Source organism: Candidatus Pelagibacter sp. HIMB1695, assembly GCF_052047655.1.
Lineage (GTDB): Bacteria > Pseudomonadota > Alphaproteobacteria > Pelagibacterales > Pelagibacteraceae > Pelagibacter.
In genome coordinates this window covers 782,997-806,838 of sequence record NZ_JBNAJT010000001.1, presented here as the reverse complement: position 1 = coordinate 806,838, position 23,842 = coordinate 782,997, and the positions used below count along the sequence as shown (strand labels likewise).

Here is a 23,842-nt window from a genome sequence, read left to right as displayed (position 1 = left end):
AAAAAATATTATTACTGCTTTAGCAATTTTAGCTTTTATGGTTTTTTTGTTTGTTTTTACATTATATAACGTTGGCGTATTTGATAGGCAGATATGATTAAGAGCAAAACATTAACTCCATTACTTCTAGCAGGTATTTTTTGTTTAATGTTAGGTTTATCTTTTGCGGCAGTGCCCTTATATGATCTTTTTTGCCGTGTAACTGGCTTTGGAGGGACAACCCAAGTATCTAAAGAAGCTCCAAAAATAGTATTAGATAAAGTCGTGAGTGTAAGATTTGATACGAATGTAAACAATCTTACTTGGGATTTTAAAGCTAAGTCAAATGTGATTGATGTTAAAGTTGGTCAAGTAAATAGAATTGAGTTTGAGGTTGAGAACTATGGAGATGAAACAACATATGGAGTGGCTAGTTTCAATGTTTCGCCTGCAAGTTTTGGTAAATATTATAGCAAACTAGGCTGTTTTTGCTTTGAAAAACAGGAACTTAAGGCAGGTGAGAAGGTAACTTATATTATGACTTTTTATTTGGACCCAGAATTGGTAAATGATCCAACAGTTAAAAATTTACAGGATGTAACTATGTCGTATACTTTTTTCTCGACAGATTATTATAAACAATCATAATTAAAAAATATGTCAGCAGAAAAAAAACATGATTATCACTTAGTAGACCCAAGTCCTTGGCCTATATTTACATCTTTTGCATGTCTGGTACTAGCTATTGGGGCAATTTTTTACATGCACAATGACGTATCTTGGGGAATGTATTTAGGATTGGCTCTTGTAATTTATGCAGCTTACATGTGGTTCAGGGATGTTGTGATTGAAGCTGAACATCAAGGTCACCATACTCCAGTCGTTCAAATCCATCATAGATATGGAATGACGTTATTTATTGCTTCTGAAGTTATGTTTTTCGTTGCATGGTTTTGGGCTTATTTTGATATAAGTTTGTTTCCAAATGAGTTTGTTGGAAATGTTTGGCCTCCACAAGACATAGAAACTTTTGATCCATGGGACATTCCATTAATCAATACATTAGTTTTATTATTATCAGGTACTACAGTAACTTGGGCTCACCACTCTTTATTAGAAGACGATAGAAAGGGATTTATTCAAGGATTATCAGCAACTGTTGCGTTAGGTTTCTTTTTTACTTTGTTACAGGCTTACGAATATCATCATGCTACATTTGATTATTCAGGACATATTTATGGTGCAGTATTTTATATGGCAACAGGTTTTCATGGTTTCCACGTAATTGTTGGAACTATCTTTCTAGCTGTTTGTTTATGGAGAGGAAGATTGGGTCACTTTACGAAAGAACACCACTTTGGTTTTGAGGCAGCTGCTTGGTACTGGCACTTTGTTGATGTTGTTTGGCTATTCTTGTTTGCAGCTATCTACGTTTGGGGAAGTTAATATTTAATCCTTGAAGAATAAGCTTCTATTTTCAGTTTTTGTTTATTTTATAATTTTAGTTTTGTTGTCATTAGGCTTTTGGCAATTGTATAGATTGAGTTGGAAATTAGATCTAATCAATCAAATTGAAAATTCTTTAAAGATTGATCCTGTTGCACTTAAAAATGTAGAAAAAAAAAATTATTTAAGAATAAAAACATCAGGACAAATTGATTTTGAAAAACAAATTTATCTCTATAATCTTAACGAAACTGGTAAACCTGGATTTGAAGTTATTAACCCAATTAAAATAGGAAATGAAGATTATTTAATTAATAGAGGCTGGATATCTTTTGACCAAAAAAACAAACCAGAGATTAACGTCGTTGATCAAAAAAATATTATTGGTACTTTAATGCTTCAATCAAAATCAAGCTCATTCAAACCTAAGAATGAAGTAGATAAAAATTATTGGTTTACACTAGATAGAGAAGATATTTTAAAATTTACAGGAAAAAACTTTTCAAAATATATAATTTACTTAAATGGTAATTATGAAAACCCAAGACCAAGAGTAATCACTGCTAAAATTTCAAACAATCACAAAAAGTACGCAATTACTTGGTTTTCGATGGCGATTTCAATCCTTTTAATATATCTATATTTTAGAAAAAAAAATTATTAAATGAGATACGTCAGCACTAGAGATACTTCTAAAACTTACGAATTTAAGGATGTTTTTATCAAAGGTCTTGCTGATGATGGGGGATTGTTCATTCCCAGCTCACTTCCAAGCTATAGTGAAAAAGAAATTCAAGAATTAAAATCACTTAATTATTCAGATTTAGCAAAAAAAATTATCTTTCCTTTTATAGGAAATTTTATGGATAAAAATGAATTGTCTAAAATAATTGATAAATCTTATTCTGTTTTTAGGAGAGAAAATGTAATTGATTTCATAAAAATAGGAGATCGATCAGTCTTAGAGTTATTTCATGGCCCAACACTAGCCTTTAAGGATGTTGCTATGCAACTTCTTGGAAATTTTTATGAATTTTATTTAAGCAAGCAAAAAGAAAAAATTAATATTGTAGTTGCCACATCTGGAGATACAGGGGCAGCAGCTATAGATGCAATAAAAGGAAAAGAAAATTTAAATATTTTTGTACTACATCCTGATAATCGAGTTTCTTCTGTTCAGCGAAAAATAATGACTACTGGAAAACATGAAAATGTATTTAATATCGCTATTAAAGGAAATTTTGATGACTGCCAAAACTTAGTTAAATCAATGTTTTCTGACACAAAATTTTCTCAAGATATTAATATGTCAGGTGTAAATTCAATTAACTGGGCAAGAATTATTGCTCAATGTGTTTATTATTTTTACAGCTATTATCTTATTGAAGATCACACTAAACCCACTAATTTTTCTGTTCCCACTGGGAATTTTGGAGATGTATACGCAGGTTACTTAGCCAAAAAAATGGGTTTGCCCATTAATAAATTGATTGTTGCAACAAATCAAAATGACATTCTCCATAGAGCTATTTCAAACGGAAATTACGAGGCTGAAACTGTTTCCGAAACTATTTCTCCTAGTATGGATATACAGATCGCAAGTAACTTTGAGAGACTTATTTTTGATTTGAATAATAAGAATTCAGAACAAACATCAAAAGACATGATGAAAATTAAAGAAGAAGGAAAATATTCAATTGATAAAGAAAAGTTGAATTTAATTAATCAAGATTTCTTATCAGCAAGAATGAGCGAGACCGAAACACTTGATATTATTAAGTCTGTTTATCAAGAATTTAATATGGTTTTAGACCCTCATACTGCAATTGGTTATGGAGCTTTTGATAAACATAATCTCAATGGTAATAATATTGTGCTAGCAACAGCACATCCATGTAAGTTTCCTGATGCAATTAAAAGTGCTATAAATATTAAAGCTGAGTTACCAAATGAACTTCAATTTATATTAAATGAGAAAGAAAATTATGATATTCTTGAAAATGATATTGAAAAAGTAAAAGAACATATTAAAGATAGATCCAAATGAAAATAAAAGAAAACGATAACCTACCAAATTCAGAAATTTTTGTTCTTCAAGATGGAGAGCCTGTAAAAAAAAATATAGAAGATTTTTTTAAAGACAAAAAAGTTGTAATATTTGGACTACCTGGGGCATATACTTCTGTATGTTCTGCTAAACATTTGCCAGGATATATTAAGATGCATGATCAATATAAAGAAAAAGGTATTGATCATATAATTTGTATTTCAGTAAATGATCCCTTTGTGATGAATGCTTGGGGTAAACAAAATGATGTAGGTGAAAAAATTGTTATGATGGGTGATCCATTTCTTAATTTCACAAAAGAAATTGGCGCAGATGTTGATAAAAGTGGCAGAGGGTTAGGAATTAGATCTAATAGATACACGATGTTTGTTGATAACATGAAGGTTATTAAACTTCAGGAAGAAGCAGATACAGGATCTTGTGAAATCTCAGCAGCAGAAAATTTCTTTAAATTAATCTAGACTAGCAGCTTTTTTAGCTAATAAATCAACTTCTTCATTTAGTGGATTTCCGGCATGAGCTTTAACCCAGTTCCACTTAATCTTAGAATTACTATTCAAATCATGTAATTGAACCCATAAATCTTTATTTTTTACATCGTCTTTATTAGATGTTTTCCAATTATTTTTAATCCAATTGTGGATCCAATCAGTAATTCCATTTTTAACATATTTAGAATCTGTATAGATTTCTATCAAATCTTCAGAATTTACTTCTTTTAATGCATTGATTGTCGCCATTAATTCCATTCTATTATTTGTTGTATCTTTTTCACTTCCACTTATTTTTTTCACTTCATTATCAGTGCATATTATTGCTGCCCATCCACCATTTCCTGGATTTTTTAAACATGAGCCATCAGTATAAATTTTAATCATTAAATCAGATAATCTTTAAAACTATTCAAATTGTTATGGGTAATAAGTTTTTGATAATATTCGTTTGGATCCTTAATTTTGATTAATGCTGTTTTTGGAGTATTTGTATAATCATATAGTCTAGTTAACAGATATCTAAGAGCAGCACCTCTACACAAAATATTTATATTGTTTTTTTCATTTAATTTAATTTTTTTAATGCTGTTGTATCCCTTGATCAATTTATCAACTTTCTTTTTATTAATTATAAATTTTTTATTTTTTTCATCAAAACATAGAGCATTAATGCAGATTGCTATTTCATACATGTAGTAATCATTAGCGGCGAAGTAAAAATCAATAATTCCAGACAGTTTATTTTTGTTAAAAAAAATATTATCTACGAATAAATCACCATGTATAATTCCAGAAGGAAGTTTTTTTGGCCAATTTTTTTTAATATCGTTAAAATTATTATATAAAAATTTTTTTAAATTTGATCCTTTATTTGATTTAAATTTAATACTCTGGAGTAAAGGTTTTAAATATTTTACACCCATTGAATTCTTTCTTGTAAATTTTATCTTCTTAGTAACAAGATGCATTTTAGCTATTACTTTTCCAATAGCATAGCAGTCACTTTCGTTAACTTTCTTTTTATCTTTTCCCCTTAAGAAAGTGACAATACAGGCTGTTTTATTTTTTAGTTTAATTAAATAATTTTTGTTTCTAGTTTTAAGTGGTCTTGGGCAATTAATTTTTGAATCATTTAAATGATCCATTAATTTCATAAAAAAAGGAATCTCTTTTGGAAGAACTCTCTTCTCAAAAATTGTGAGAATAAACTTTTTATTTTTAGATTTTAAAATATAATTTGTATTTTCAATTCCCTTAGTAATTCCTTGGAAACTTAAAATTTTTTCAATATTAAACTTGTTGTTTATTATATCGATATCACTCTGATTTATCTTAGTATATACAGCCATTTAATTTAATTTGTTAGGAACTTTAAAGACTACATTTTCTTTTATAATTTCTACTTCCTCAACATTTATAGAAAATTTTTTTTTTAATTCATTAATAAAATTTTCTACGAGAGTTTCCGGTGCTGATGCTCCTGATGATATACCAATAGTATTTGAATTCTGTATTTGATCAAAAGGAATTACACTTTCAGAATGAAAAAGTTGTGAATTTTGACAGCCTGATTTTTTTGCTACTTCAACAAGTCTAACAGAATTCGAAGAGTTTCTACTACCTATTACAAAAAACATATCACACTTTTTTGCAATATTTTTTACCGCCATTTGTCTATTAGTTGTTGCATAACAAATATCCTCTTTTGCTGGTTCTTTAATGTTTGTATATCTATTTTTCAAAATTTTTATGATTTCTTTAGTGTCATCAACAGATAGTGTTGTTTGAGTTATATAAGCCAATTTTTCTTTATGATTGGTTTTATACTCTATTGCTTCAGCTTCATTTTGAACCAAATCAATAGATCCTTTAGGTAATTGGCCCATAGTGCCTATTACTTCTGGATGGTTCTCATGTCCAATCAAAATAATATGATAACCAGCTTTATTTAAGTTTTCCGCTTCTCTATGAACTTTAGAAACTAGTGGACAAGTAGCATCTACATAAGTCATTTTATAATTTTCAGCATCTTCTGGTATTTTTTTTGGAACACCGTGTGCAGAAAAAATAACAGGTCTAGATTTGTCATTAATTTCCTCCAATTCTTCAACAAAGATAGCACCTTTATTTTTTAAATTATCAACAACATGCTTGTTATGAACGATTTCATGTCTAACATAAACTGGCGATCCATATTTTTGAATAGATTTTTCTACAATCTCTATAGCTCTCTCAACACCAGCACAAAAACCTCTTGGGGCAGAAAGTAAAATTTTAATTTGTTTGTTTTTCATTTTTCTCTAAAAAATATTCCAGCAATATATGTGGAAAGGTTAAAGACGCCAAACCAATAAAAATTAGTTTTAAGATTGCATCATCTATATAATTAACGTCATTTAATAAAAAAAATACAATTATTGAAATAAAGATTGTTAAAAGAGTAAGTGGTAAAGCCTTTAAAATAAATAATTTTAGTCCATTTTGGAGATTGTTTTCATCCAGGTCTATCGCAAGTGAAATAGAGTGCCTCACAGAATGTAAAAAACAAAAATAAATTGTAAAAGCTGTTAAAGGAGTAAAGTAATAATTTAAAATTATAATTGAGAAATAATCAAAAAAAATAGTGAATTTTTTTAACTCAAACTTATCAATAAATAAAAATACACTTGATAATGAACTCAAAATAATTGATATCTCGATTATCTTTTTTTCTTCTAAAAATTCTAAGAATAAATAAAAATTTTCATTAACAACAAGTAATGATTTGAATATTTTCACAGTATCATCAAAATGAAAAAAAAGTGGGGCAAGAATTATGAGCGATCCTTTTAAAAGGTATAATAATTGAATTAAGTACGATTTTTTTTTTATTAAAAATTGCGTATCTTCTTTACCAAAATGAAAAGCTGCCACTATAAGAAAAACTAACAGTGTGGTTGCAGGTAAGAGTGACCAAATAATAATGACGCAAACTGCTATAAAAATATAAAAGATATAGAAAATATATATTCTTTCGAAATTGAATAATTTAAGAAGTTTTTTGCCTTTAATATTGTCTAATGCACCGTGTGAAACTCCAATAGTTAAAATTAAAAATAAGCATATTGATGATGAAATATCTAAATAATTAAATTTAAACATCACGACAGAAAATAGATTAATTAACAAAAAAAATATAAATGAATGATTAAGGTTAATTTTTTTAATTAATTGATTAGTCATTTAAAATAATTCTTTTAAAAATTTCCATTTAGGCATTTTTAAAATTATTTCTAAATCTTCAAAAAAATTACTTTTATTAGATAAGAAATTAATAGCAGTCTTAGGTGAACCATTGAACATTTTAAAGAAAATTTCCCCCATATCTGAAGAGTTATTTCTTAAAACTTTCAAAAAAATATTGTCCAAAAAATCATATTTTTTTTTAATTTTAAACAATTTAGCTTTAGAAATATTATCAATGTTTTCTGCTATATATTTACTGTGTTCTTGAATGTTTAAAAAGGTATAACCCGTGCTTAATCTTGTCATATCACCGGCTGATCCAATATATATTTCATTTAATTTTTTAAGATTTTTATTTCTAAACAAAGGTATAGAGCCCTCTTCTTTAAAATTGATTTTATAATTTTTGATATTCAAATGGTTTTTTAAGTATTGATCTATTTGATTATTATAATCTTTTATACTTTCATTACTTAAATTTGATATCCAGGTAGTTTCTACAAGTGCACTTTTTTTTGAAAAAGGCAAAGTGTAAAAAAAATGAACCTCATTTTTTTGATCACACGCAAAGTCCATTAAATTAAATATTTGGTCATCAAAAAAATCTTTTTCAGTTTCTATTTCCACACCACAAAAATGTTGCCACAAATTATTTGGCTTATTTTCAAAATTTGGAACGCTATTAAAAATTATTGAATTTGATAATTCAACATCATTAATATTTTTAAAAGATTTTATATTTTCATTTAATTTAAGTTTTGAAAGAATTTTGTCATAAAATTTTCCACTATCTATAGATTGATAAGGTGTTAGCTTACAATCAATAAACTTTGTATCATTAGGAATGTTTATGGAAAAATTATACCAACTTTTTTTGACACAATCATCAAAATTGTGTGGAAATACTTTCCAAAATGACCAAGTTTTATCTCTTTTATATTCTTCTCTAGGCTCAATTATAGCTAAAGATTTATTTTTTAATTTATCAGAAATTTCAAGTTCATAAGCCAAAGACAAACCTGCACAACCACCACCGATAATTATGTAATCAAAATCTTTCATTTAAATTTATCTCTTCATTAATTAATGAATGATCATGTTCAATGTTATTATCATTTTTATTTGTAAATGTTAAAATTATTAAATCAAAAATTGATAAAAAAGTTTCAATAATTTTTTCAATTTTTGTTACATAAATTTTTCCAGAGTTTTTATAATTTTCTAAATTATTTTTATTAATTATTTTGTGTCCAATTTTTCTGTAGACTCGTCTTGCAACTAAAATAGAGAATCTGAAACTTAAAGGTATTTCTTTAATTGAGTAAAAAGAATTTTCATAAAATCTTTCAGACAAAGAAATGGTAGATTTGATATCGTTGAAATTTTCATTGATATAAATTCTTTTATTATTTTTATCTTCAATTACGTCTCTTGAAATATTGGTAAGCTGCATTGCTATTCCAAGATCGATAGCTGATTTCAAGGAATTTGTCTTATTAACTTTTAAAATTTTTGCCATCATTAAACCAACTGTACCTGCTACTCTATAAGAGTAAATTAATAATTCTTTTTTTGATTTTAATTCCACTCTTTCTTTAATATCTGAATTAATCCCATCAAATAAATCATTAATTACTTTTGTTGAAATATTAAATTCATCTATAAGTTCCCAAATATTTTTAATAACAATGTTTTGAAAATTTTTATTTAAAAAATCTTTCTTAAAGTTTTCAAATTTAATTATTTTGTCTTCTAATTTTCCTGGATCATCTGCAATATTATCTGCTTCTCTACAAAAATCATAAAGCGCAGAACATTTATCATAAGTTTTTTTTGGCAAAAAAAAACCAGCCCAATTAAATGATTTTGCATAAGTTGCTAAATAATTTTTAGTTAACATTCTAAATCAATTTATCTAATACTTTTGCAGATGAAAGTACTCCTGGTACGCCTGCACCTGGGTGAGTTCCAGCACCAACAAAATATAAACCATCATAAATTTCTGATTTATTATGAAATCTAAAATAAGCTGATTGAGTGAATTTAGGCTGAATTGAAAAACCTGATCCATATTTTGTATTTAGTTCTTTCTCAAAATAATCAGGTGTAAGATAAAAGTCAGATACAATATTATTTCTAAGATTTGGCATTAAATCATTTTCCATTTTATCAACTACAAGATTTTTCATTTTTTCTCCTTCTATTTGCCAATCTATATTTGATTGATTGTTTGGAACTGGCACTAATACATAAAAACAATCACTTCCCTCAGGAGCCATACTCTTATCTGTTGCAGAGGGTCTATGGAGATAATAGCTAATATCGTTATTTAATTTTTTATAATCAAAAATATCATCCAGATGTTCTTTATATTTGTTTCCAAATTTAATTGTATGATGCTCAACGTTTTCATAGACTTTTTTTGTTCCAAAATAATAAACAAATAAACCCATTGAGTAATCCATCCTCTTTTGTTTCCAATCAAACAGCATTGAATTTTTTAAGTTTTTACTAGTCATCTTTTCATAAAAAGCAGGAGGGTCTGCATTACAAATAACATTATCAGCTTCGATAATCTCTTCATTACCAACTACAATACCGCTAATTTTATTATTTTTAGTAATGATTTCTTTTACCTCAGTATTTTTTATTATTTCGATTTCTATTTCCTCCATTAACTTTTCAAATCCTTTAATTATATTTCCCGTACCACCCATTGAATAATGAATGCCCCATTTTTTTTCTAAGTAAAGAATTAGCCCGTAAATTGAGGTAGTTGTGAACGGATTACCACCAACCAAAAGTGGATGCATACTAAGCATCCTTCTTAATTTTTCATTTTTTACATAAGACGATACTAATGAATAAACTGATTTATAACTCTTAAGTTTTAATAATGCTGGTAGCTGTTTCATCATAAAAAAGGGTTTATCAAATGGAACATCTGCAAGTTCTAAAAATCCCTTCTCAAAAATTTTTTTGGTAAAATTTACTAAATCTTCATACCCCTTAACATCTTCTTGATTTAAATTTTCAATTTGTTTTTTCATTTCTATTTCATCACCTGAGTAATTAAATTTAGTTTGGTCCTCAAAAACAAATTGATACCAAATTTTAAGTGGTGTTAGTTTTATGTAGTCCTCAGGATTTTTATTAAACAAACTGAATAGTTCGTTAATTAAATATGGAGCTGTTATTACCGTTGGCCCAGCATCATAGGTAAAACCATCTTTTTTGAAAACTCTAGCTCTTCCACCTAGGTCTGAATGTTTTTCTATTAATTTTACTTTATGTCCTTTGGCTCTTAGTCTTATTGCTGCAGCAATACCACCAAATCCAGATCCAATAACTATAGAATTCATGGCTGTAACTTATAGTTTTTTCAGGAAATTGTAACCGTATTATGAGTTTATTTTTTTTAGCTGTTCTTTAGTTTCTTCTAAATTTTTTTGAAATACAGCATCTAGTTTAGATTTATCAACTGATGTAGTTATGATTTTTTTTACTGAGTCTACTGCTATTTTGATTGAAGCATCTTTTATTTCTTTCAATGCAGCCTCTTTCATTTGGCTAATTTTATTTTCAGCCAAACTTTTTTTAATTTCTGATGATTTATGAAATTTATCGTTTAAATCTATTATTAATTTATCAGATTCTTTTTTTGCATTTTCTAAAATTTCATTACTTACAGAAGAAGCTGTATCTAATTTTTTTTGAGCATTATCGAGTAAAGTTTTTGCTTCTGTTCTCAATTTTTCACTTTCATCTATCTCATTTTTGATATCAGAAATCATACCATCAAGCATTTGAGAAACTTTTTGTGGAATTTTAAAGTAAACTAAAACCCCGATGAAGATTACAAATGAAATTGCTACCCAGAAAGTTGCATCAATTGCCATAGTATTTATCTCCATTTCTTCTAGATAGATCGTCAACAATTGCTGATATACTGCTATTATTTACTTCAGCACCAATAAGTTTTTGAAGTAACTCGGATGACGTTTCTATAGCAATTTTATTTATTTTATCAGGCGCATTATCTCTTAAAGCTTGGATTTCTTTTTCCGCTTTAGTTATTTCGTCATCTATTTGTTTATCAAGAACTTCTCTTTTAGCATTTATATCTTTAACTGCTTTTTCTCTTGCCTGATTAAACATAGCGTTAGCTTCAGTTCTGCTTTTTAAAATTATTTGATCATATTCTTTAAGTTTGGTCTCACTATCTTCTCTTTGTTTTTCAGCTGCCTCAATATTTTCTAGAATTTGAGATTTTCTAGACTCTAAGTTGTTACTAATTTTTGGAAGGATTAGTTTAGATAAAACCAAATACATTATCCCAAAAGTAAGTACCAACCAGAAAATCTGAGAAACCCAAAACTCTGGATTTAATTGAGGCATACCTCCACTTTCAGCGGCAAAAGCTTCTTTAATAAAAAAGAAGCTTAAAAATATTAGATGAAGATATATTTTTTTGACCATTAACTTAAAACGCAAATAAAATAATCAATGCAACAACTAATCCAAATAATCCTGTTGCTTCAGCAAGTGCAAAACCTAAAAGTAGGTTAGGAAATTGTTTTTGAGCTGCTGATGGGTTTCTCATAGCACCTGATAAATAATTTCCAAAAATTATTCCAATACCAACACCGGCACCAGCTAAAGCTATTGCTGCTAAACCTGCTCCGATCATTTTTGCTGCTTCTAATTCCATTATATCCTCCTCTGTTATTAATGGTGTAAATTTAATGCATCATTTAAATAGATGCAGGTTAAAATTGCAAAAACATATGCTTGAAGAAAAGCAACTAATATCTCCAAACCAGTTAATGCAACCGAAAAACTTAGTGGAAGCCATCCACCAACTATTCCAAGACTAATTACAAAGCCTCCGAAAACTTTCATCATTGTATGACCAGCCATCATATTTGCAAATAATCTAACTGATAGACTTATTGGTCTACTTAAATAAGAAATAATTTCAATAACTACTATTAAAGGAAGTAATACTGCTGGTACTCCACTTGGTACAAACAATTTTAAATATCCAAAACCATGTTTAATAAATCCAATTACTGTTACGCCAATAAAGATAAATGCAGCAAGAACAAATGTAACGATAATATGACTAGTTACAGTGAATGTGTACGGTATCATTCCAAACATGTTGCAAAATAAAACAAACATGAACAATGAAAAAATAAATGCAAAATATGGTTTTGCTTTAGAACCAGCTGTATCACTAATCATTTTAGAAACAAAGGTGTAGCTAAGTTCCGCTAATAATTGAATTTTATTTGGTAAGATTGAATTTTTCTTAGATCCTAAATTAAAAATTAATAAAATAGAAACTGTACTAATAATCATAAACAAACTTGCGTTTGTAAAAGATATATCAAATGCTCCAACTTTTATTTCAGGTCCAATTCTGTAAACATCGAATTGGGACATAGGGTTTGCTGCCATAGTACTAACTTATTTTTGCATCTTTTTTGCTGATCTGATCACATTTGTTATTCCAGCGATCACCCCAACAAAAAAAAATATTAATATAAACCAGGGTTTAGTACCAAAGGTCTTGTCAAAAATAAACCCAATAATTGTCCCGACGGCCACTGCAGATACAAGTTCTGTGCTCAATTTGAATGCAGTTCCAATAGGTGAGGGGTTATCCTTCTTGTTATAAAGATTTTTCTTGGAAATCTTGTTTTTTGCAATCTCTAAGCGAGTTTTAAAAGGGTCTTTTCCCATTTATACCGGTTAAGCAACCATACTTTCTGCTTTTTGAAGGTCTACAGCAACCAATTGGCTTATACCTTTTTGTGGCATAGTTACTCCATATAACCTGTTCATTTTAGACATTGTTAAGGCGTGGTGAGTAACAATAATAAATTTCGTGTTAGTAATTTTAATTAATTCCTCAAGCAAGTTACAAAATCTTGTTACGTTAGCATCATCAAGGGGGGCGTCTACCTCATCCAAAACACAAATTGGAGAAGGGTTTGTTAAAAATACTGCAAATATTAAAGATAGGGCAGTTAAGGCCTGTTCACCTCCAGATAGCAAAGTTATAGATTGAAGTCGTTTTCCTGGAGGACTGACTAACATTTCTAAACCAGCTTCTAATGGATCATCAGAATCTACTAATTCAAGTTTTGCATTTCCTCCATTAAAAAGTTTTGTATAAACCTCATTAAATTTTCTGTTAACTTTTTCAAATGCTTCAACCAGTCTTTCTCTTCCTTTTTGATTGAGCTCATTAATACTGTCTTTAAGTTTAACTATTGCAGTAACAAGGTCACTACGATCTTGTTCCATTTTTTTTATTTCTTCTTCATATTTACTAGTTTCTTCATCTGCTTTTAAATTAACTGAACCTAATTGATCCCTCTCTTGTTTCTTTTTATCTAAAACATCTTCTTGATCAATATGATTTGGAAGTTCTTCAACTCCAAATAAATTTGAATTTTCTAAAATATTTTCTTCACTTAAATTTAATTCTGTATGAATTCTATCAAGCAAATCATTTTTTCTTTTTTGTAAACCTTCAACAGTTGCACCAGAGCTTGCTTTTCTTTCTCTAATTTGAATAGATTGTTCTTGGATTTCGTTTAATTGTGCTCTTAGCGTTTCAATTTTTTTATCAGTTTCTTCTATTATTTTTTCATTATCAATTTTTTCTTCATCTGAAATTCTCAAATTTTCTGAAATTTGACCTTTTCTTTCCGCTTGAACTCTTGGTTGATTTTCTAAATCATTTAATTGTTTAGACAATTTATTTTTTCTTTCAGTTAATTCATTAACCATTTTTTCTGAATTAGATAAAAGATTTTTCCAGCTTGCCATTTCAGTCTCTATAGTTTTTATTCTTTCATTTCTTTTGACAGATTCATTTTTTATTGATTGATTTTTACTATATGCATCAGCATATTTTTCTTGAAGAACTTTTATTGTCTTTGATTTTTCATTGACATTTAATAGTTCGGTTCTTGATTTTTCATTTTTTAAATCACTAATAAAATTGTCTAATTCCATTGAACATCTATCTAAAAGAGTAAATGCTTGGTTGATTTCATTTGCATCTATTAATTCTTTAACTCTAGAAATAGAGTTTTTTACATTTTTTATGGGGCCAATACTTATTTTAATTGTATCTTCTGCTATATTATTAACAACTTCATCAACTGCATTCTGTTCTCTTTCAAGTTCATTCTTAGCATTTTCTAGATCTTCGTTTGATAACTTTTCTGTTTCAAAATATTTTGAATCTACTTCAATTAAGTCTGACTTTTCTTCCTTTAATCTTTTTTCATTAGAGTTAGCATCAATTATAATTCCTTTTTCTCTTGCTATATCTTCATCTAAAGTTTGGATTGATTTTTTAATACCTTCAATCTCGTCTTGGATCCTAGTATTTTCCTCATCGAGGCTCTGAAGTTCTAAATTTAATCTTTGTATTCTAGATAAATTCTCAATATTTTTTTCTCTTAGTGGTGCAACCTTATCTGTTGAGATTTTTATTAAGTTTTCAAGCTCAGATATCTGGTTGTTAAAACCTTCTACTTCACCTTCCGCTTCAGCATTGATTTCATTCTCAACTTTAATTTCCTTATCAATTTCCAATAATCTCAAATAATATAATCCAGCTTCTATTTTTTTTATTTCTTCTGAAATTAATTTGTATTTTGTAGCTTCCTCTGCTTGCTTTTGAAGATTTGCTAATTGTTTTTCTTGTTGTCTTCGTAATTCATCAGCTCTTTTTAAATTATTTTCGGCTGCGCCAAGTCTAAGTTCAGCTTCATGTCTTCTTACATGTAAACCAGAAATTCCAGCAGCCTCCTCTAGTATTGCTCTTCTATCAGTAGGTTTTGCTGTCACTAAAGCCCCAATTCTTCCTTGACTAATCATAGAAGGAGAATGTGCGCCCGTTGAAAGATCTGCAAAAAACATTTGAGCATCTCTTGCTCTTACCTCTTTGTCATTAATATAAAATTTAGAACCCTTATCTTTTTCAATTTTTCTTCTAACTTGAATGTTTTCTAATTCACGATACTGAATGGGACCTTCTTTATCTTTATTCTCAACTTCTATGGAAACTTCAGCAATATTTTTTGATGCTTTATTAGATGTACCTGAAAAAATTACATCTTCCATTCCTGAACCCCTCATACTTTTTGCAGAGGTTTCTCCCATTACCCATCTTAAAGATTCTACTATGTTTGATTTTCCACAGCCGTTAGGACCAACTATTCCAGTAAGGCCTTCCTCTATTAAGAAATTTGTTTTTTCAGCAAATGATTTAAATCCATTTAATTGGATTTTTTTAAACTCCATGCACTAACTTATATCATTTTTTCTAGTGCTTTTTTCAAATTTTTATAATTAAGTTTTTTTTCAAATTTTTCGTTGTTTATTATTATCGTAGGGGTTGCGTTTACTTTGAAATTTTTTGCACCCTCTATTCGGTCATTTAACACAAAATCCTCAATATTTTTGTTATTCACACAAGACTCAAAATCGATGGAGAAACCTTCATTTTTTAAAAATATTTGAAGATTTTTATTTGCTTCTTCGATAGAGCTTCCTTTAACCCATTTTTGTTGGTTAGCATATAAACTTTCCAAAATATCAGCATTACCATCATTTTTACATTGAGCAATTTTTGAAGCGTTGAAGGCGGCAATATCTAAAGGAAAGTGTCTAAACTCTATTTTAGCAAGCCCTGTGTCCAGATATTCTTTTTTAAGTTCTGGATAAACGTCTTTATGAAAATTTGCACAATGGCTACAAGTTAGCGACTCAAACGCAATTATAGTTATTTTTGCGTCTTTATTTCCAACGATAATTCTTTTTACTTCTTCAGCATTTAAATTTGAAAAGCTTCCCAAAACAATTATGGCAATTAAAATAATTTTTCTCATTTTTCTTTATAAACTTTTGTTAATTCAGTTAATGATTTTTTAATCTTTTCGTTTTTAACATCTTTAATTTTATCTCGATATTTACTAATTGCCACATTATTAGATTTAATTTCATTCAAACTGCTAGTTTTTTGTTCGTCATCAAAGCTAATAAATTTGAGCTTTTCAACGACATCGTAGCCAAAAAAATTATTCATTTTATCTAAAATGTTTTTTTTTGAATATTCTACATCTACTTCATGGCCCCTTTTAACCATTACAACTAAAGTACTCACGCCAAATCGATTTGAGTTTTTGAATGTTTTTGGGAAACAGACTTTAAACAATTCATTCCCGACTAAATATTTCCAATTACTGAGTGTTTCTGAATAAATATAACCTTTTTTATTAATAATTTTTTTTAGATTTTTTGGCAAAGTGTCTTTGAAAGATCTTAATCCTTGAATGCTAGTATTTCTCTGCTTAGTATTATTTTTAAATTGCATATGAAAGATCTAATAATAACAAATAAAATTCTCAATTGGTACGATATAAATAAGAGATCTTTACCTTGGAGAAATAAGGTTTCACAAGAAAAGAAACAATACTTTACATTGGTTAGCGAGTTTATGTTGCAACAAACTCAGGTTGCTACTGTGATACCTTATTTTAATAGATTTATTAAAAATATTCCTAATATTGAAAAGTTATCAAAATATAATGATAGAAAATTAACCAAACTTTGGGAAGGTCTTGGATATTATTCAAGAGTAAGAAATTTAAAAAAAACTGCTCAAATAATTGTTAAAAAATTCAATAAAAAAATACCTAGAGATTTTTATGAATTAAAATCATTACCAGGTATTGGCGATTATACAGCGAGTGCAATTTCAGCAATTGCATTTAACAAACCAATAATTCCTTTGGATGGAAACATTGAAAGAGTATTAAAAAGATACTTATATTTAAAGAAACAAAGTCAAATTAAAAAAGAATTCTTACAAGATCAAAAAAAAATTTTTGGCACATCAACAAAAAGATCAAGCGACTATGCTCAAGCTTTGATGGAACTGGGTGCATTAATTTGTAAACCTACAAACCCTACATGCAATAAATGTCCATTATCTAATAATTGCAAAGCTTTTAAAAATAAAAATTTTGATTTAGTGAAATTTAAGAAAATTAATAAGGAAACATATTATAAATTAAATGTTTATAAAAAAAATAATCAATATTTATTAATCAAAAATAATAAATTTAATTTTTTGAAAAATTTAAATATTTTTCCAATGGATCAATTAAATAATCCTAAAACTTTTGATAAAGATTTAAATTTTAAAATATCTAATATGAATATGAATATTAAAATTGAATATAAAAAGAAGCATAACTTTGACAAAAATATTAATTGGATAAATCCTGCAAAGCTTGAAAATTATGTACTTCCAACATTTACTAAAAAGATAATAAAATTTTTAGAAAGTCAAAAATGAAAAAAATAGCAATTATTGGCGCAGGTATTTCGGGTCTGTTTATAGCTAACTTATTTAAAGGAAATAAAGATTATCAGGTCACAATTTATGAAAAAAAAACTTCATTAGAAATAGGGGAAGGTTATGGCATTCAATTATCTGTTAATAGCGTAAAGTTATTAAACAAATTAGGTTTCTCTTCCTTGTCAGATAAAGAGAAATTTAATCCAAAAAAAATTGACTTTTATCAAATTAAAAATTCAAAGAAAATTTGTGATTTAAATATTTCAGAATTTAATTCTGATGATAGTAAGTATACAACATTGAAAAGATCAAAATTACTTCAGTTCCTAATAAATCGACTGGATAACAATACAATCCAGTTTAACTGTAGTTTAGACAAGATAGAATACAGTAATGATTCAATAAATTTAACTTTTGATAAAGAAAAAATAACATGTGATCATTTAGTTATTTCAGATGGTGTATTTTCAAAAGGAAAGTCATTAATTTCAAATAATAATTCAGAACCAATTTATAATAACACTATCGCTGTTAGAGCCAGTGTATCTAAAGAAAGTCTTGATAATATAAACGAGGAGAATATTTCTTTATTTTTAGGATCAGATTTTCATTATGTATTATATCCACTTAATAATGATAAAAATTTTAATTTTATTGGGATATTGAAGAATAAGTTAAATTCCGATCAGCAAAAAAACTACAATCTTTGTAATGAAAGTACATTTATTGAGAGCATTAAACAAAAATTATCCGAAAAAATTTCATCAAAAGTATTTCAGAGTCTCGAAGATATTAAATTGTTTCCAGTATTTGTAAGTAAAAATCCATTTATTCCTCCCAAAAATATTTATTTAGTTGGAGATGCTTTTTTTGCATTCTCTCCTTCTTTTGCTCAGGGAGCCTCACAATCAATAGAAGGAGCTAATCAATTACATGAAGTTATAATTAACCAAAAAAATGATTTTTATAATTCTAGATTAGAGAGAGTAAAAATGATTAATAGAAGATCTGATTTTAATCAATTTGCTTTTCATTTATCAAATCCGATTATGATCTTTTTTAGAAATATTTTTTTAAAGCTTTTGACAAAAAATAAAAAATTTCTGCAAAGTTATTTAGGTAAAATTTATAAAGATTAATTTTTAGAAATTAATCTTTGTCTCAAATAATCTATTGGGTAGGTTCGCCCATTAATATCACAATGCCAAAATGTCCAACCATTGCAGCTTTCAGCTCCCAATATAGTAGCTGCAACTTTATGAATAGAACCTTCCGCTTGGTTGTGCTTGATGCTACCATCAGCCATTATTCTTGCTGTTATTTTTTTCTTATTATCAAAAATATTTGTTCCAGGCTTAATTATTCCAAGCTCTACCAACGATCCAAATGGAATTCTTGGTTTTGATCTATTATTTTTAAGTGTATCTAATAAATCATCTTCAATTGGTTTGGTAGCCTTTAAACGTTCCTCAGCAGCTTTAAAATAATTCTTTTCTTTTTCTATACCAAAATAATTTCTCCCTAGTTTTTTTGCAACTGCAGCAGAAGTTCCAGAACCTAAAAAAGGATCAAGAACTAGATCATTTTTATTTGATGTAGCTAGTAAAATTCTATGTAAAAGTGATTCTGGTTTTTGAGTAGAGTGAATTTTTTTTCCATTTTTTTTAAGTCGTTCAGAACCACTACAAATAGGAAGACTCCAATTAGATCTCATCTGAATATCATCATTTAAACATTTCAAAGACTGATAATTGAACGTGTATTTTGATTTTTCACTCTTCGAAGCCCAAATTAAAGTCTCATGAGCATTTGTAAATCTTGTGCCTCTAAAGTTAGGCATTGGATTATTTTTATTCCAGATGACATCATTTAGTATCCAGAAACCTAAATTTTGTATTGCAGTTCCTACTCTAAAAATATTATGGTAACTACCTATAACCCAAATAGCTCCATCTTTTTTTAAAATCCTTTTGCATTCGTTAAGCCATTCATACGTGAACTCATCATATTTTTTAAAATTCTCAAATTGATCCCACTTGTCGTTTACAGCGCTGACCTTTGATCTATCTGGCCTAGTCAATTCACCTTTTAATTGCAAATTATATGGAGGGTCAGCAAAAATTAAATCAAAGGTTTCACTCGGAATTTTTTTTAATTCTTCAAGACTGTCTCCGTTAATTATTTTATTTTTAAAATCAGATTTCATTTGTAAAAATTAATTAGACTCCAAATGGATTCTTCGGTCAACCTGTGATTGAAAAAATTGGATTCGATTTGTGTATCGAATTTTAATGACAACTAGATGTGGTATTAAGTTAATCTAGATATAGGAGAGAAAGTTTTTCTATGATGTTTGGTTATGCCTAGTTTTTTTAATGCTTGTAAGTGTTGTTTGGTGCCATAACCAAAATTTTTATCCCAATGATAACCTTTATTTTTTTTTGATAGTGTAGCAACAAATCTATCTCTTGATACCTTTGCTATTATAGAGGCTGCTGAAATTGAAGGAATTTTTCTATCACCCTTTATGATCGATTTTAATTTATAATTTTTTAATTGTGGAATTTTGTTTCCATCTATCAATACAAGAGTTGGTTTTTTTGTTAATTTTAATATAGCTCTTTTCATAGCAAGTAAACTTGCATTTAGTATATTGAGTTTTTCAATCTCACTAACAGAAGCTTTGCCTAATGACCAAATTGAATTTTTTTTTATATAATTAAAAAGGTATTCTCTCTTTTTTTTACTCAACACTTTTGAGTCTTTTAAAATTTTTGGATCCACAGATTTTTTTAGAATGACAGCAGCGGCATAAACAGGACCTATTAAACTACCTCTGCCGACCTCATCAACACCAGCTATTAATTTCATTAAATTGTTAATTTTAACTCTTTAACTTTTTCTCTTATTTTTTTTAAATCTTCCCAAGAATATTTTTTGTTATCGGGATATCTAATTAAATAAGAAGGGTTAAAAGTTATCATTAAAGGATAAGTATTATTATTTAAAATTATTTCCTTCCATTTACCTCTTTCTGAAGATATTTTTTCATTAATCCCAGTAACAGCTTCCATAGCTGTGCTACCCATTAAAATTATAATTTTGGGATCAATAATAGATATATGTTCTTTTAAAAAGTTTGAGTAACGTTTAATTTCTTGTGAAGTTGGTTTTCTATCTTCTGGTGGTCTAAAATTTATTGCATAACTTGTATAAATATTTTGTCTCTTAATATTTATTGCTATTAACATTTTGTCTAAAAGCTCTCCACTTTCTCCTTTAAAAGGGTTTCCAACTTTTTCTTCAATTTCACCTGGAGCTTCTCCGATTAACATTATAGGACTATCAATATTTCCTTCTCCAAGAACAATATTTTTGGAATTATTTCTTAGTTTACAATTTTCAATTGAATTTAATTGTTTCTTTAGATTTTCTAATAAATCGTGTTTATTTTTTTGACTTATGTCACTTTCTTTTTTGACCTCAGAAAACCTATTAATAGGTTTTTTATCAAATACAAAATTGGCTTCTATTGTATTTATTAATTCTTCGTTTAATTTGTCGTTTTGATTTATCAATTTTTTCACCTTACAAGGATTAAATGATATCTAAAATATTTAAAATCATATTATTATTAGCGTTATCCTATCAGACACCCGTTTATTCTAAAAGTACAAGTTTTAATGATTTCAACTCAAGAGATTTATCTAATTATTTTTCAGGTATTATAGCTTATGAAAATAGAGATAATTCAGAAGCTTTAAAATATTTCAATTTAAGTAAAGTTTTACTAAACAGCCATGACAATTATTTAAAAAGATATGTTAATTCGCTTGTATTAGAAAACAAAGTAGCGCAAGCAATAAATGTTGTAAAAAATAATTCAAAAAAAAGTAACGCTGATTTTTTTGATGCATATGTTTTATTAATAATTGATAGTTTGAAAAAAAATGATTTTGATAAAGCTGATATTTATTTAGATCAAAGTTTGAGATTTCAGGAAGAAAATAGAATTAATCTAGTAATTTTTGAGACTTTAAAGCAGTATATTTACACTTTTAAAAATAAAAAACTTTTACCTAATAAGAAAAATTTTGGAAACTTATCATTAATAGCTGAGGCATTTCAAAGATGTCATTATAATGATCAAAGAACCAGCTCTTTCTTTTTAAATTTAATTAATAATCAACAAGGTGATTATTCAAGATATATATTTTTTTATATAAATTATCTTATTCAGAATAAGGAGTTTGATCAGGCAAAGTCAGTAATTGATCAAATTGATTATATTGGCTCAACACTTTTGTTAACTCAAACCAAAAGCTGGATAGATAATAATAAGTTTAAAAGTTTTGAAAAAATTTTCTCATGTGAAAACCACAACGATATAATTAGTGAATTTTTATTTTTGATATCAAACCTTTATTCGTCACAAGATAATTTTGAAAAATCAAATTTTTATTTAAATTTATCAATATACTTAAATCCTAAATTTGAATTTAATTTATCACTCGTTGCAGAAAATTTCTTTGCAGATGGTGAATACAACAAGGTAAAAAAAATAGTAAGAAAATTTAAAGAGACTGATGAGTTTTATTATTGGTTTAGAGTTAAAAAAGAAGCGCAAATAATAGTGAAAGAACAAAATTATGAAAAGGGCACAAGCCATATCGAGTCTAAATTTAAAAATATTGAAAAACCTAATCCAAAGATGATTTTTGATTTAGCAAATTTTTACAAAAACTCTAAAAATTATGAACTTGCAATCGATTATTATTCAAGATTAATCTCCTCACTAGAGGACACTTCTGTAATTAAATCGGATATTTTATATAGAAGAGGTGGGAGTTACGAAAGATTAGGTGAATATCAGAAATCTGATGAAGATTTACTTCATGCATTAAGAATAAGACCTAATGATGCATACGTCCTAAATTATCTTGCTTATTCTTGGTTAGAACGTGATTACAAAATAGATGAAGCGATGGAAATGTTAAAAATAGCATATGATTTAAAAAGTAATGATCCCTACATTATTGACTCAATTGGTTGGGCATATTTCTTGATAGACGAATATAAAGAAGCAGAAAAATATTTAAAAAGAGCTGTAGAATTAATGCCTGATGATCCAATAGTAAATGATCATTATGGAGATATATTGTGGAAGCTAGATCAAAAAATTCAGGCAAGATATTTTTGGAATAGTGTATTGAACTTTGATGATACAGAAGATGATATGCGAGAAAATATAAATAAAAAATTGATTACTGGCTTAAAATCTATTCAATGAAATTAAATTTAAGGTCTCATGCCAAAATCAATTTAGCTCTCAATGTAACTGGAAAAAATAAATTATTACATAAAATTGAAAGTATCATTAGTTTTATTGATTTGTATGATGTTATTTCAATAAAAAAAACAGGAGGTGAAAAACATAATATTTCTTTTCAAGGGAAATTTGCAAAAGGTATTGGCAAAAAAAATACTGTTCAAAAACTCTTTCAAATACTAGATCGAGAAAAATTATTATTAAATCAAAAATTTAGAGTTTCTATAACAAAGAATATTCCCCAAGAAGCTGGACTTGGCGGAGGTTCTATAAATGCTGCAAGTATTTTAAATTTTTTAAATAAAAAAAAGGTAATTAAAATTAGTGAAAAGAAAATTTTGGAGGTTTGCTCTAAAATAGGGTCTGATGTTATTTTAGGTATAAACCCGTCTAGCTCAGTTTTACTTTCAAACAATAAAATTAAAAAATTTTTTAATTGTCCGACTCTAAATATGCTTTTAATAAAGCCTAATTTTGGTTGTGCGACAAAAAAAATTTATTCTAACGTTAAAAATTTTACAAAACCAAAATTTAATAATCCAAAAAAAAATATGTTTGGTTATAAATTTTTAAAAAATCAAAGTAATACTTTAGAAGATGTTGCAATTTCAAAATACCCACAAATAAAAAAGATTAAGTTATTTTTAGAAAAGACTAATAATCCTGAGTTTGTAAGAATGACTGGGTCTGGATCTACAGTTATTGCATACTATAAATCAGTCAAAGACTGTAATTCAGCAAAAGTTCAATTTAAGAGGAAATTTAAAAATTGTTGGTTGTATGTAGCAAAAACTATATAAATTTATTTTTTTTGTGTTATAGGATCTATAATATTGGGGCGTAGCCAAGCGGTAAGGCACGGGTTTTTGGTACCTGCATCCTAGGTTCGAATCCTAGCGCCCCAGCCA

At 27.6% G+C, this 23,842-nt stretch carries 27 protein-coding genes and 1 tRNA gene; 10 read left to right on the top strand and 18 right to left on the bottom strand.

The window, feature by feature from the left end; all coding sequences use genetic code 11:
• Window positions 1-93: 93 nt before the first annotated feature.
• The 5 genes from ACTTAX_RS04425 to ACTTAX_RS04405 are packed head-to-tail and all read left to right on the top strand — an operon-like array spanning window position 94 to window position 3,954.
• Complete coding sequence (locus ACTTAX_RS04425) at window positions 94-627, top strand: cytochrome c oxidase assembly protein (RefSeq protein WP_440693169.1); 534 nt, start codon at window positions 94-96, stop codon at window positions 625-627.
• A gap of 9 nt (window positions 628-636) precedes the next feature.
• Window positions 637-1,425 carry a cytochrome c oxidase subunit 3 gene (locus tag ACTTAX_RS04420; protein WP_440693167.1) on the top strand — a complete coding sequence of 263 codons (789 nt, stop codon included), beginning with the start codon at window positions 637-639 and terminating at the stop codon, window positions 1,423-1,425.
• A 10-nt stretch (window positions 1,426-1,435) separates the two neighbouring features.
• Window positions 1,436-2,089, top strand: a complete 654-nt coding sequence (locus tag ACTTAX_RS04415) for an SURF1 family protein (RefSeq protein ID WP_440693165.1) — start codon at window positions 1,436-1,438, stop codon at window positions 2,087-2,089.
• Entirely contained in the window at window positions 2,090-3,472 is a 1,383-nt protein-coding gene (thrC, locus tag ACTTAX_RS04410) for a threonine synthase (RefSeq protein ID WP_440693163.1), read from the top strand. It begins immediately after the preceding gene.
• The gene (locus ACTTAX_RS04405) at window positions 3,469-3,954 is read left to right on the top strand and encodes a peroxiredoxin (RefSeq protein ID WP_440618959.1); all 486 of its coding nucleotides are present in this window, start codon (window positions 3,469-3,471) and stop codon (window positions 3,952-3,954) included. The genes thrC and ACTTAX_RS04405 overlap by 4 nt, the downstream gene beginning before the upstream one ends.
• Here ACTTAX_RS04405 and rnhA read toward each other — a convergent pair.
• The 15 genes from rnhA to ACTTAX_RS04330 are packed head-to-tail and all read right to left on the bottom strand — an operon-like array spanning window position 3,946 to window position 16,615.
• Entirely contained in the window at window positions 3,946-4,371 is a 426-nt protein-coding gene (rnhA, locus tag ACTTAX_RS04400; protein ID WP_440693161.1) for a ribonuclease HI, read from the bottom strand. The genes ACTTAX_RS04405 and rnhA overlap by 9 nt on opposite strands.
• Window positions 4,371-5,336 (bottom strand): homoserine kinase, encoded by a 966-nt coding sequence (locus ACTTAX_RS04395; protein WP_440693159.1) that lies wholly within the window; start codon window positions 5,334-5,336, stop codon window positions 4,371-4,373. The genes rnhA and ACTTAX_RS04395 overlap by 1 nt, the downstream gene beginning before the upstream one ends.
• Window positions 5,337-6,281, bottom strand: a complete 945-nt coding sequence (ispH, locus tag ACTTAX_RS04390; RefSeq protein WP_440693157.1) for a 4-hydroxy-3-methylbut-2-enyl diphosphate reductase — start codon at window positions 6,279-6,281, stop codon at window positions 5,337-5,339.
• Window positions 6,262-7,209, bottom strand: coding sequence for a Brp/Blh family beta-carotene 15,15'-dioxygenase (locus ACTTAX_RS04385; RefSeq protein ID WP_440693155.1), 948 nt, complete (start codon window positions 7,207-7,209; stop codon window positions 6,262-6,264). Before ACTTAX_RS04385 ends, ispH begins: the two co-directional genes overlap by 20 nt.
• Window positions 7,210-8,274: a lycopene cyclase family protein gene (locus ACTTAX_RS04380; RefSeq protein WP_440693153.1), complete on the bottom strand. Its 1,065-nt coding sequence runs from the start codon at window positions 8,272-8,274 to the stop codon at window positions 7,210-7,212.
• Window positions 8,261-9,112: a phytoene/squalene synthase family protein gene (locus tag ACTTAX_RS04375; protein WP_440672780.1), complete on the bottom strand. Its 852-nt coding sequence runs from the start codon at window positions 9,110-9,112 to the stop codon at window positions 8,261-8,263. Before ACTTAX_RS04375 ends, ACTTAX_RS04380 begins: the two co-directional genes overlap by 14 nt.
• A gap of 1 nt (window position 9,113) precedes the next feature.
• Complete coding sequence (crtI, locus tag ACTTAX_RS04370) at window positions 9,114-10,574, bottom strand: phytoene desaturase family protein (protein ID WP_440693151.1); 1,461 nt, start codon at window positions 10,572-10,574, stop codon at window positions 9,114-9,116.
• A gap of 39 nt (window positions 10,575-10,613) precedes the next feature.
• The gene (locus ACTTAX_RS04365; protein WP_440681655.1) at window positions 10,614-11,126 is read right to left on the bottom strand and encodes a F0F1 ATP synthase subunit B family protein; all 513 of its coding nucleotides are present in this window, start codon (window positions 11,124-11,126) and stop codon (window positions 10,614-10,616) included.
• Window positions 11,101-11,691 (bottom strand): F0F1 ATP synthase subunit B family protein, encoded by a 591-nt coding sequence (locus ACTTAX_RS04360; protein ID WP_440693149.1) that lies wholly within the window; start codon window positions 11,689-11,691, stop codon window positions 11,101-11,103. The genes ACTTAX_RS04365 and ACTTAX_RS04360 overlap by 26 nt, the downstream gene beginning before the upstream one ends.
• Window positions 11,692-11,695: 4 nt before the next feature.
• Window positions 11,696-11,923 (bottom strand): F0F1 ATP synthase subunit C, encoded by a 228-nt coding sequence (locus tag ACTTAX_RS04355; RefSeq protein ID WP_006997791.1) that lies wholly within the window; start codon window positions 11,921-11,923, stop codon window positions 11,696-11,698.
• A gap of 17 nt (window positions 11,924-11,940) precedes the next feature.
• On the bottom strand, window positions 11,941-12,675 hold the full coding sequence (locus ACTTAX_RS04350; protein WP_440693147.1) for a F0F1 ATP synthase subunit A: 735 nt from the start codon (window positions 12,673-12,675) through the stop codon (window positions 11,941-11,943).
• Between the two features lie 9 nt (window positions 12,676-12,684).
• Window positions 12,685-12,960, bottom strand: coding sequence for an AtpZ/AtpI family protein (locus ACTTAX_RS04345; RefSeq protein WP_440693145.1), 276 nt, complete (start codon window positions 12,958-12,960; stop codon window positions 12,685-12,687).
• A 9-nt stretch (window positions 12,961-12,969) separates the two neighbouring features.
• Window positions 12,970-15,543, bottom strand: a complete 2,574-nt coding sequence (locus ACTTAX_RS04340) for a chromosome segregation SMC family protein (RefSeq protein ID WP_440693143.1) — start codon at window positions 15,541-15,543, stop codon at window positions 12,970-12,972.
• Window positions 15,544-15,551: 8 nt separating this feature from the next.
• A complete protein-coding gene (locus ACTTAX_RS04335; RefSeq protein ID WP_440693141.1) occupies window positions 15,552-16,130 on the bottom strand; it encodes a thioredoxin domain-containing protein in 579 nt (192 codons plus the stop codon).
• Window positions 16,127-16,615, bottom strand: coding sequence for a DUF721 domain-containing protein (locus tag ACTTAX_RS04330; RefSeq protein ID WP_440693140.1), 489 nt, complete (start codon window positions 16,613-16,615; stop codon window positions 16,127-16,129). Before ACTTAX_RS04330 ends, ACTTAX_RS04335 begins: the two co-directional genes overlap by 4 nt.
• Between ACTTAX_RS04330 and ACTTAX_RS04325 the strand changes: the two genes are divergently transcribed.
• Window positions 16,616-17,602: an A/G-specific adenine glycosylase gene (locus tag ACTTAX_RS04325; protein WP_440693138.1), complete on the top strand. Its 987-nt coding sequence runs from the start codon at window positions 16,616-16,618 to the stop codon at window positions 17,600-17,602. It abuts the gene before it with no gap.
• Entirely contained in the window at window positions 17,599-18,744 is a 1,146-nt protein-coding gene (locus ACTTAX_RS04320; protein WP_440693136.1) for a salicylate 1-monooxygenase, read from the top strand. Before ACTTAX_RS04325 ends, ACTTAX_RS04320 begins: the two co-directional genes overlap by 4 nt.
• Here ACTTAX_RS04320 and ACTTAX_RS04315 read toward each other — a convergent pair.
• The 3 genes from ACTTAX_RS04315 to ACTTAX_RS04305 form a co-directional block, all read right to left on the bottom strand.
• The gene (locus ACTTAX_RS04315; RefSeq protein ID WP_440693134.1) at window positions 18,741-19,811 is read right to left on the bottom strand and encodes a site-specific DNA-methyltransferase; all 1,071 of its coding nucleotides are present in this window, start codon (window positions 19,809-19,811) and stop codon (window positions 18,741-18,743) included. The two genes, ACTTAX_RS04320 and ACTTAX_RS04315, sit on opposite strands and share 4 nt — an antisense overlap.
• Window positions 19,812-19,915: 104 nt before the next feature.
• On the bottom strand, window positions 19,916-20,476 hold the full coding sequence (locus tag ACTTAX_RS04310; RefSeq protein WP_440693132.1) for a ribonuclease HII: 561 nt from the start codon (window positions 20,474-20,476) through the stop codon (window positions 19,916-19,918).
• Window positions 20,476-21,192: a uracil-DNA glycosylase gene (locus ACTTAX_RS04305; RefSeq protein ID WP_440672671.1), complete on the bottom strand. Its 717-nt coding sequence runs from the start codon at window positions 21,190-21,192 to the stop codon at window positions 20,476-20,478. The genes ACTTAX_RS04310 and ACTTAX_RS04305 overlap by 1 nt, the downstream gene beginning before the upstream one ends.
• A gap of 14 nt (window positions 21,193-21,206) precedes the next feature.
• Here ACTTAX_RS04305 and ACTTAX_RS04300 point away from each other — a divergent pair, with 14 nt between their 5' ends.
• The 3 genes from ACTTAX_RS04300 to ACTTAX_RS04290 all read left to right on the top strand — a co-directional run bounded on the left by ACTTAX_RS04300 (window position 21,207) and on the right by ACTTAX_RS04290 (window position 23,842).
• The gene (locus tag ACTTAX_RS04300) at window positions 21,207-22,895 is read left to right on the top strand and encodes a tetratricopeptide repeat protein (protein ID WP_440693130.1); all 1,689 of its coding nucleotides are present in this window, start codon (window positions 21,207-21,209) and stop codon (window positions 22,893-22,895) included.
• Window positions 22,892-23,734: a 4-(cytidine 5'-diphospho)-2-C-methyl-D-erythritol kinase gene (locus ACTTAX_RS04295; RefSeq protein ID WP_440693128.1), complete on the top strand. Its 843-nt coding sequence runs from the start codon at window positions 22,892-22,894 to the stop codon at window positions 23,732-23,734. The genes ACTTAX_RS04300 and ACTTAX_RS04295 overlap by 4 nt, the downstream gene beginning before the upstream one ends.
• A gap of 34 nt (window positions 23,735-23,768) precedes the next feature.
• Window positions 23,769-23,842: transfer RNA gene (locus ACTTAX_RS04290), tRNA-Gln, on the top strand.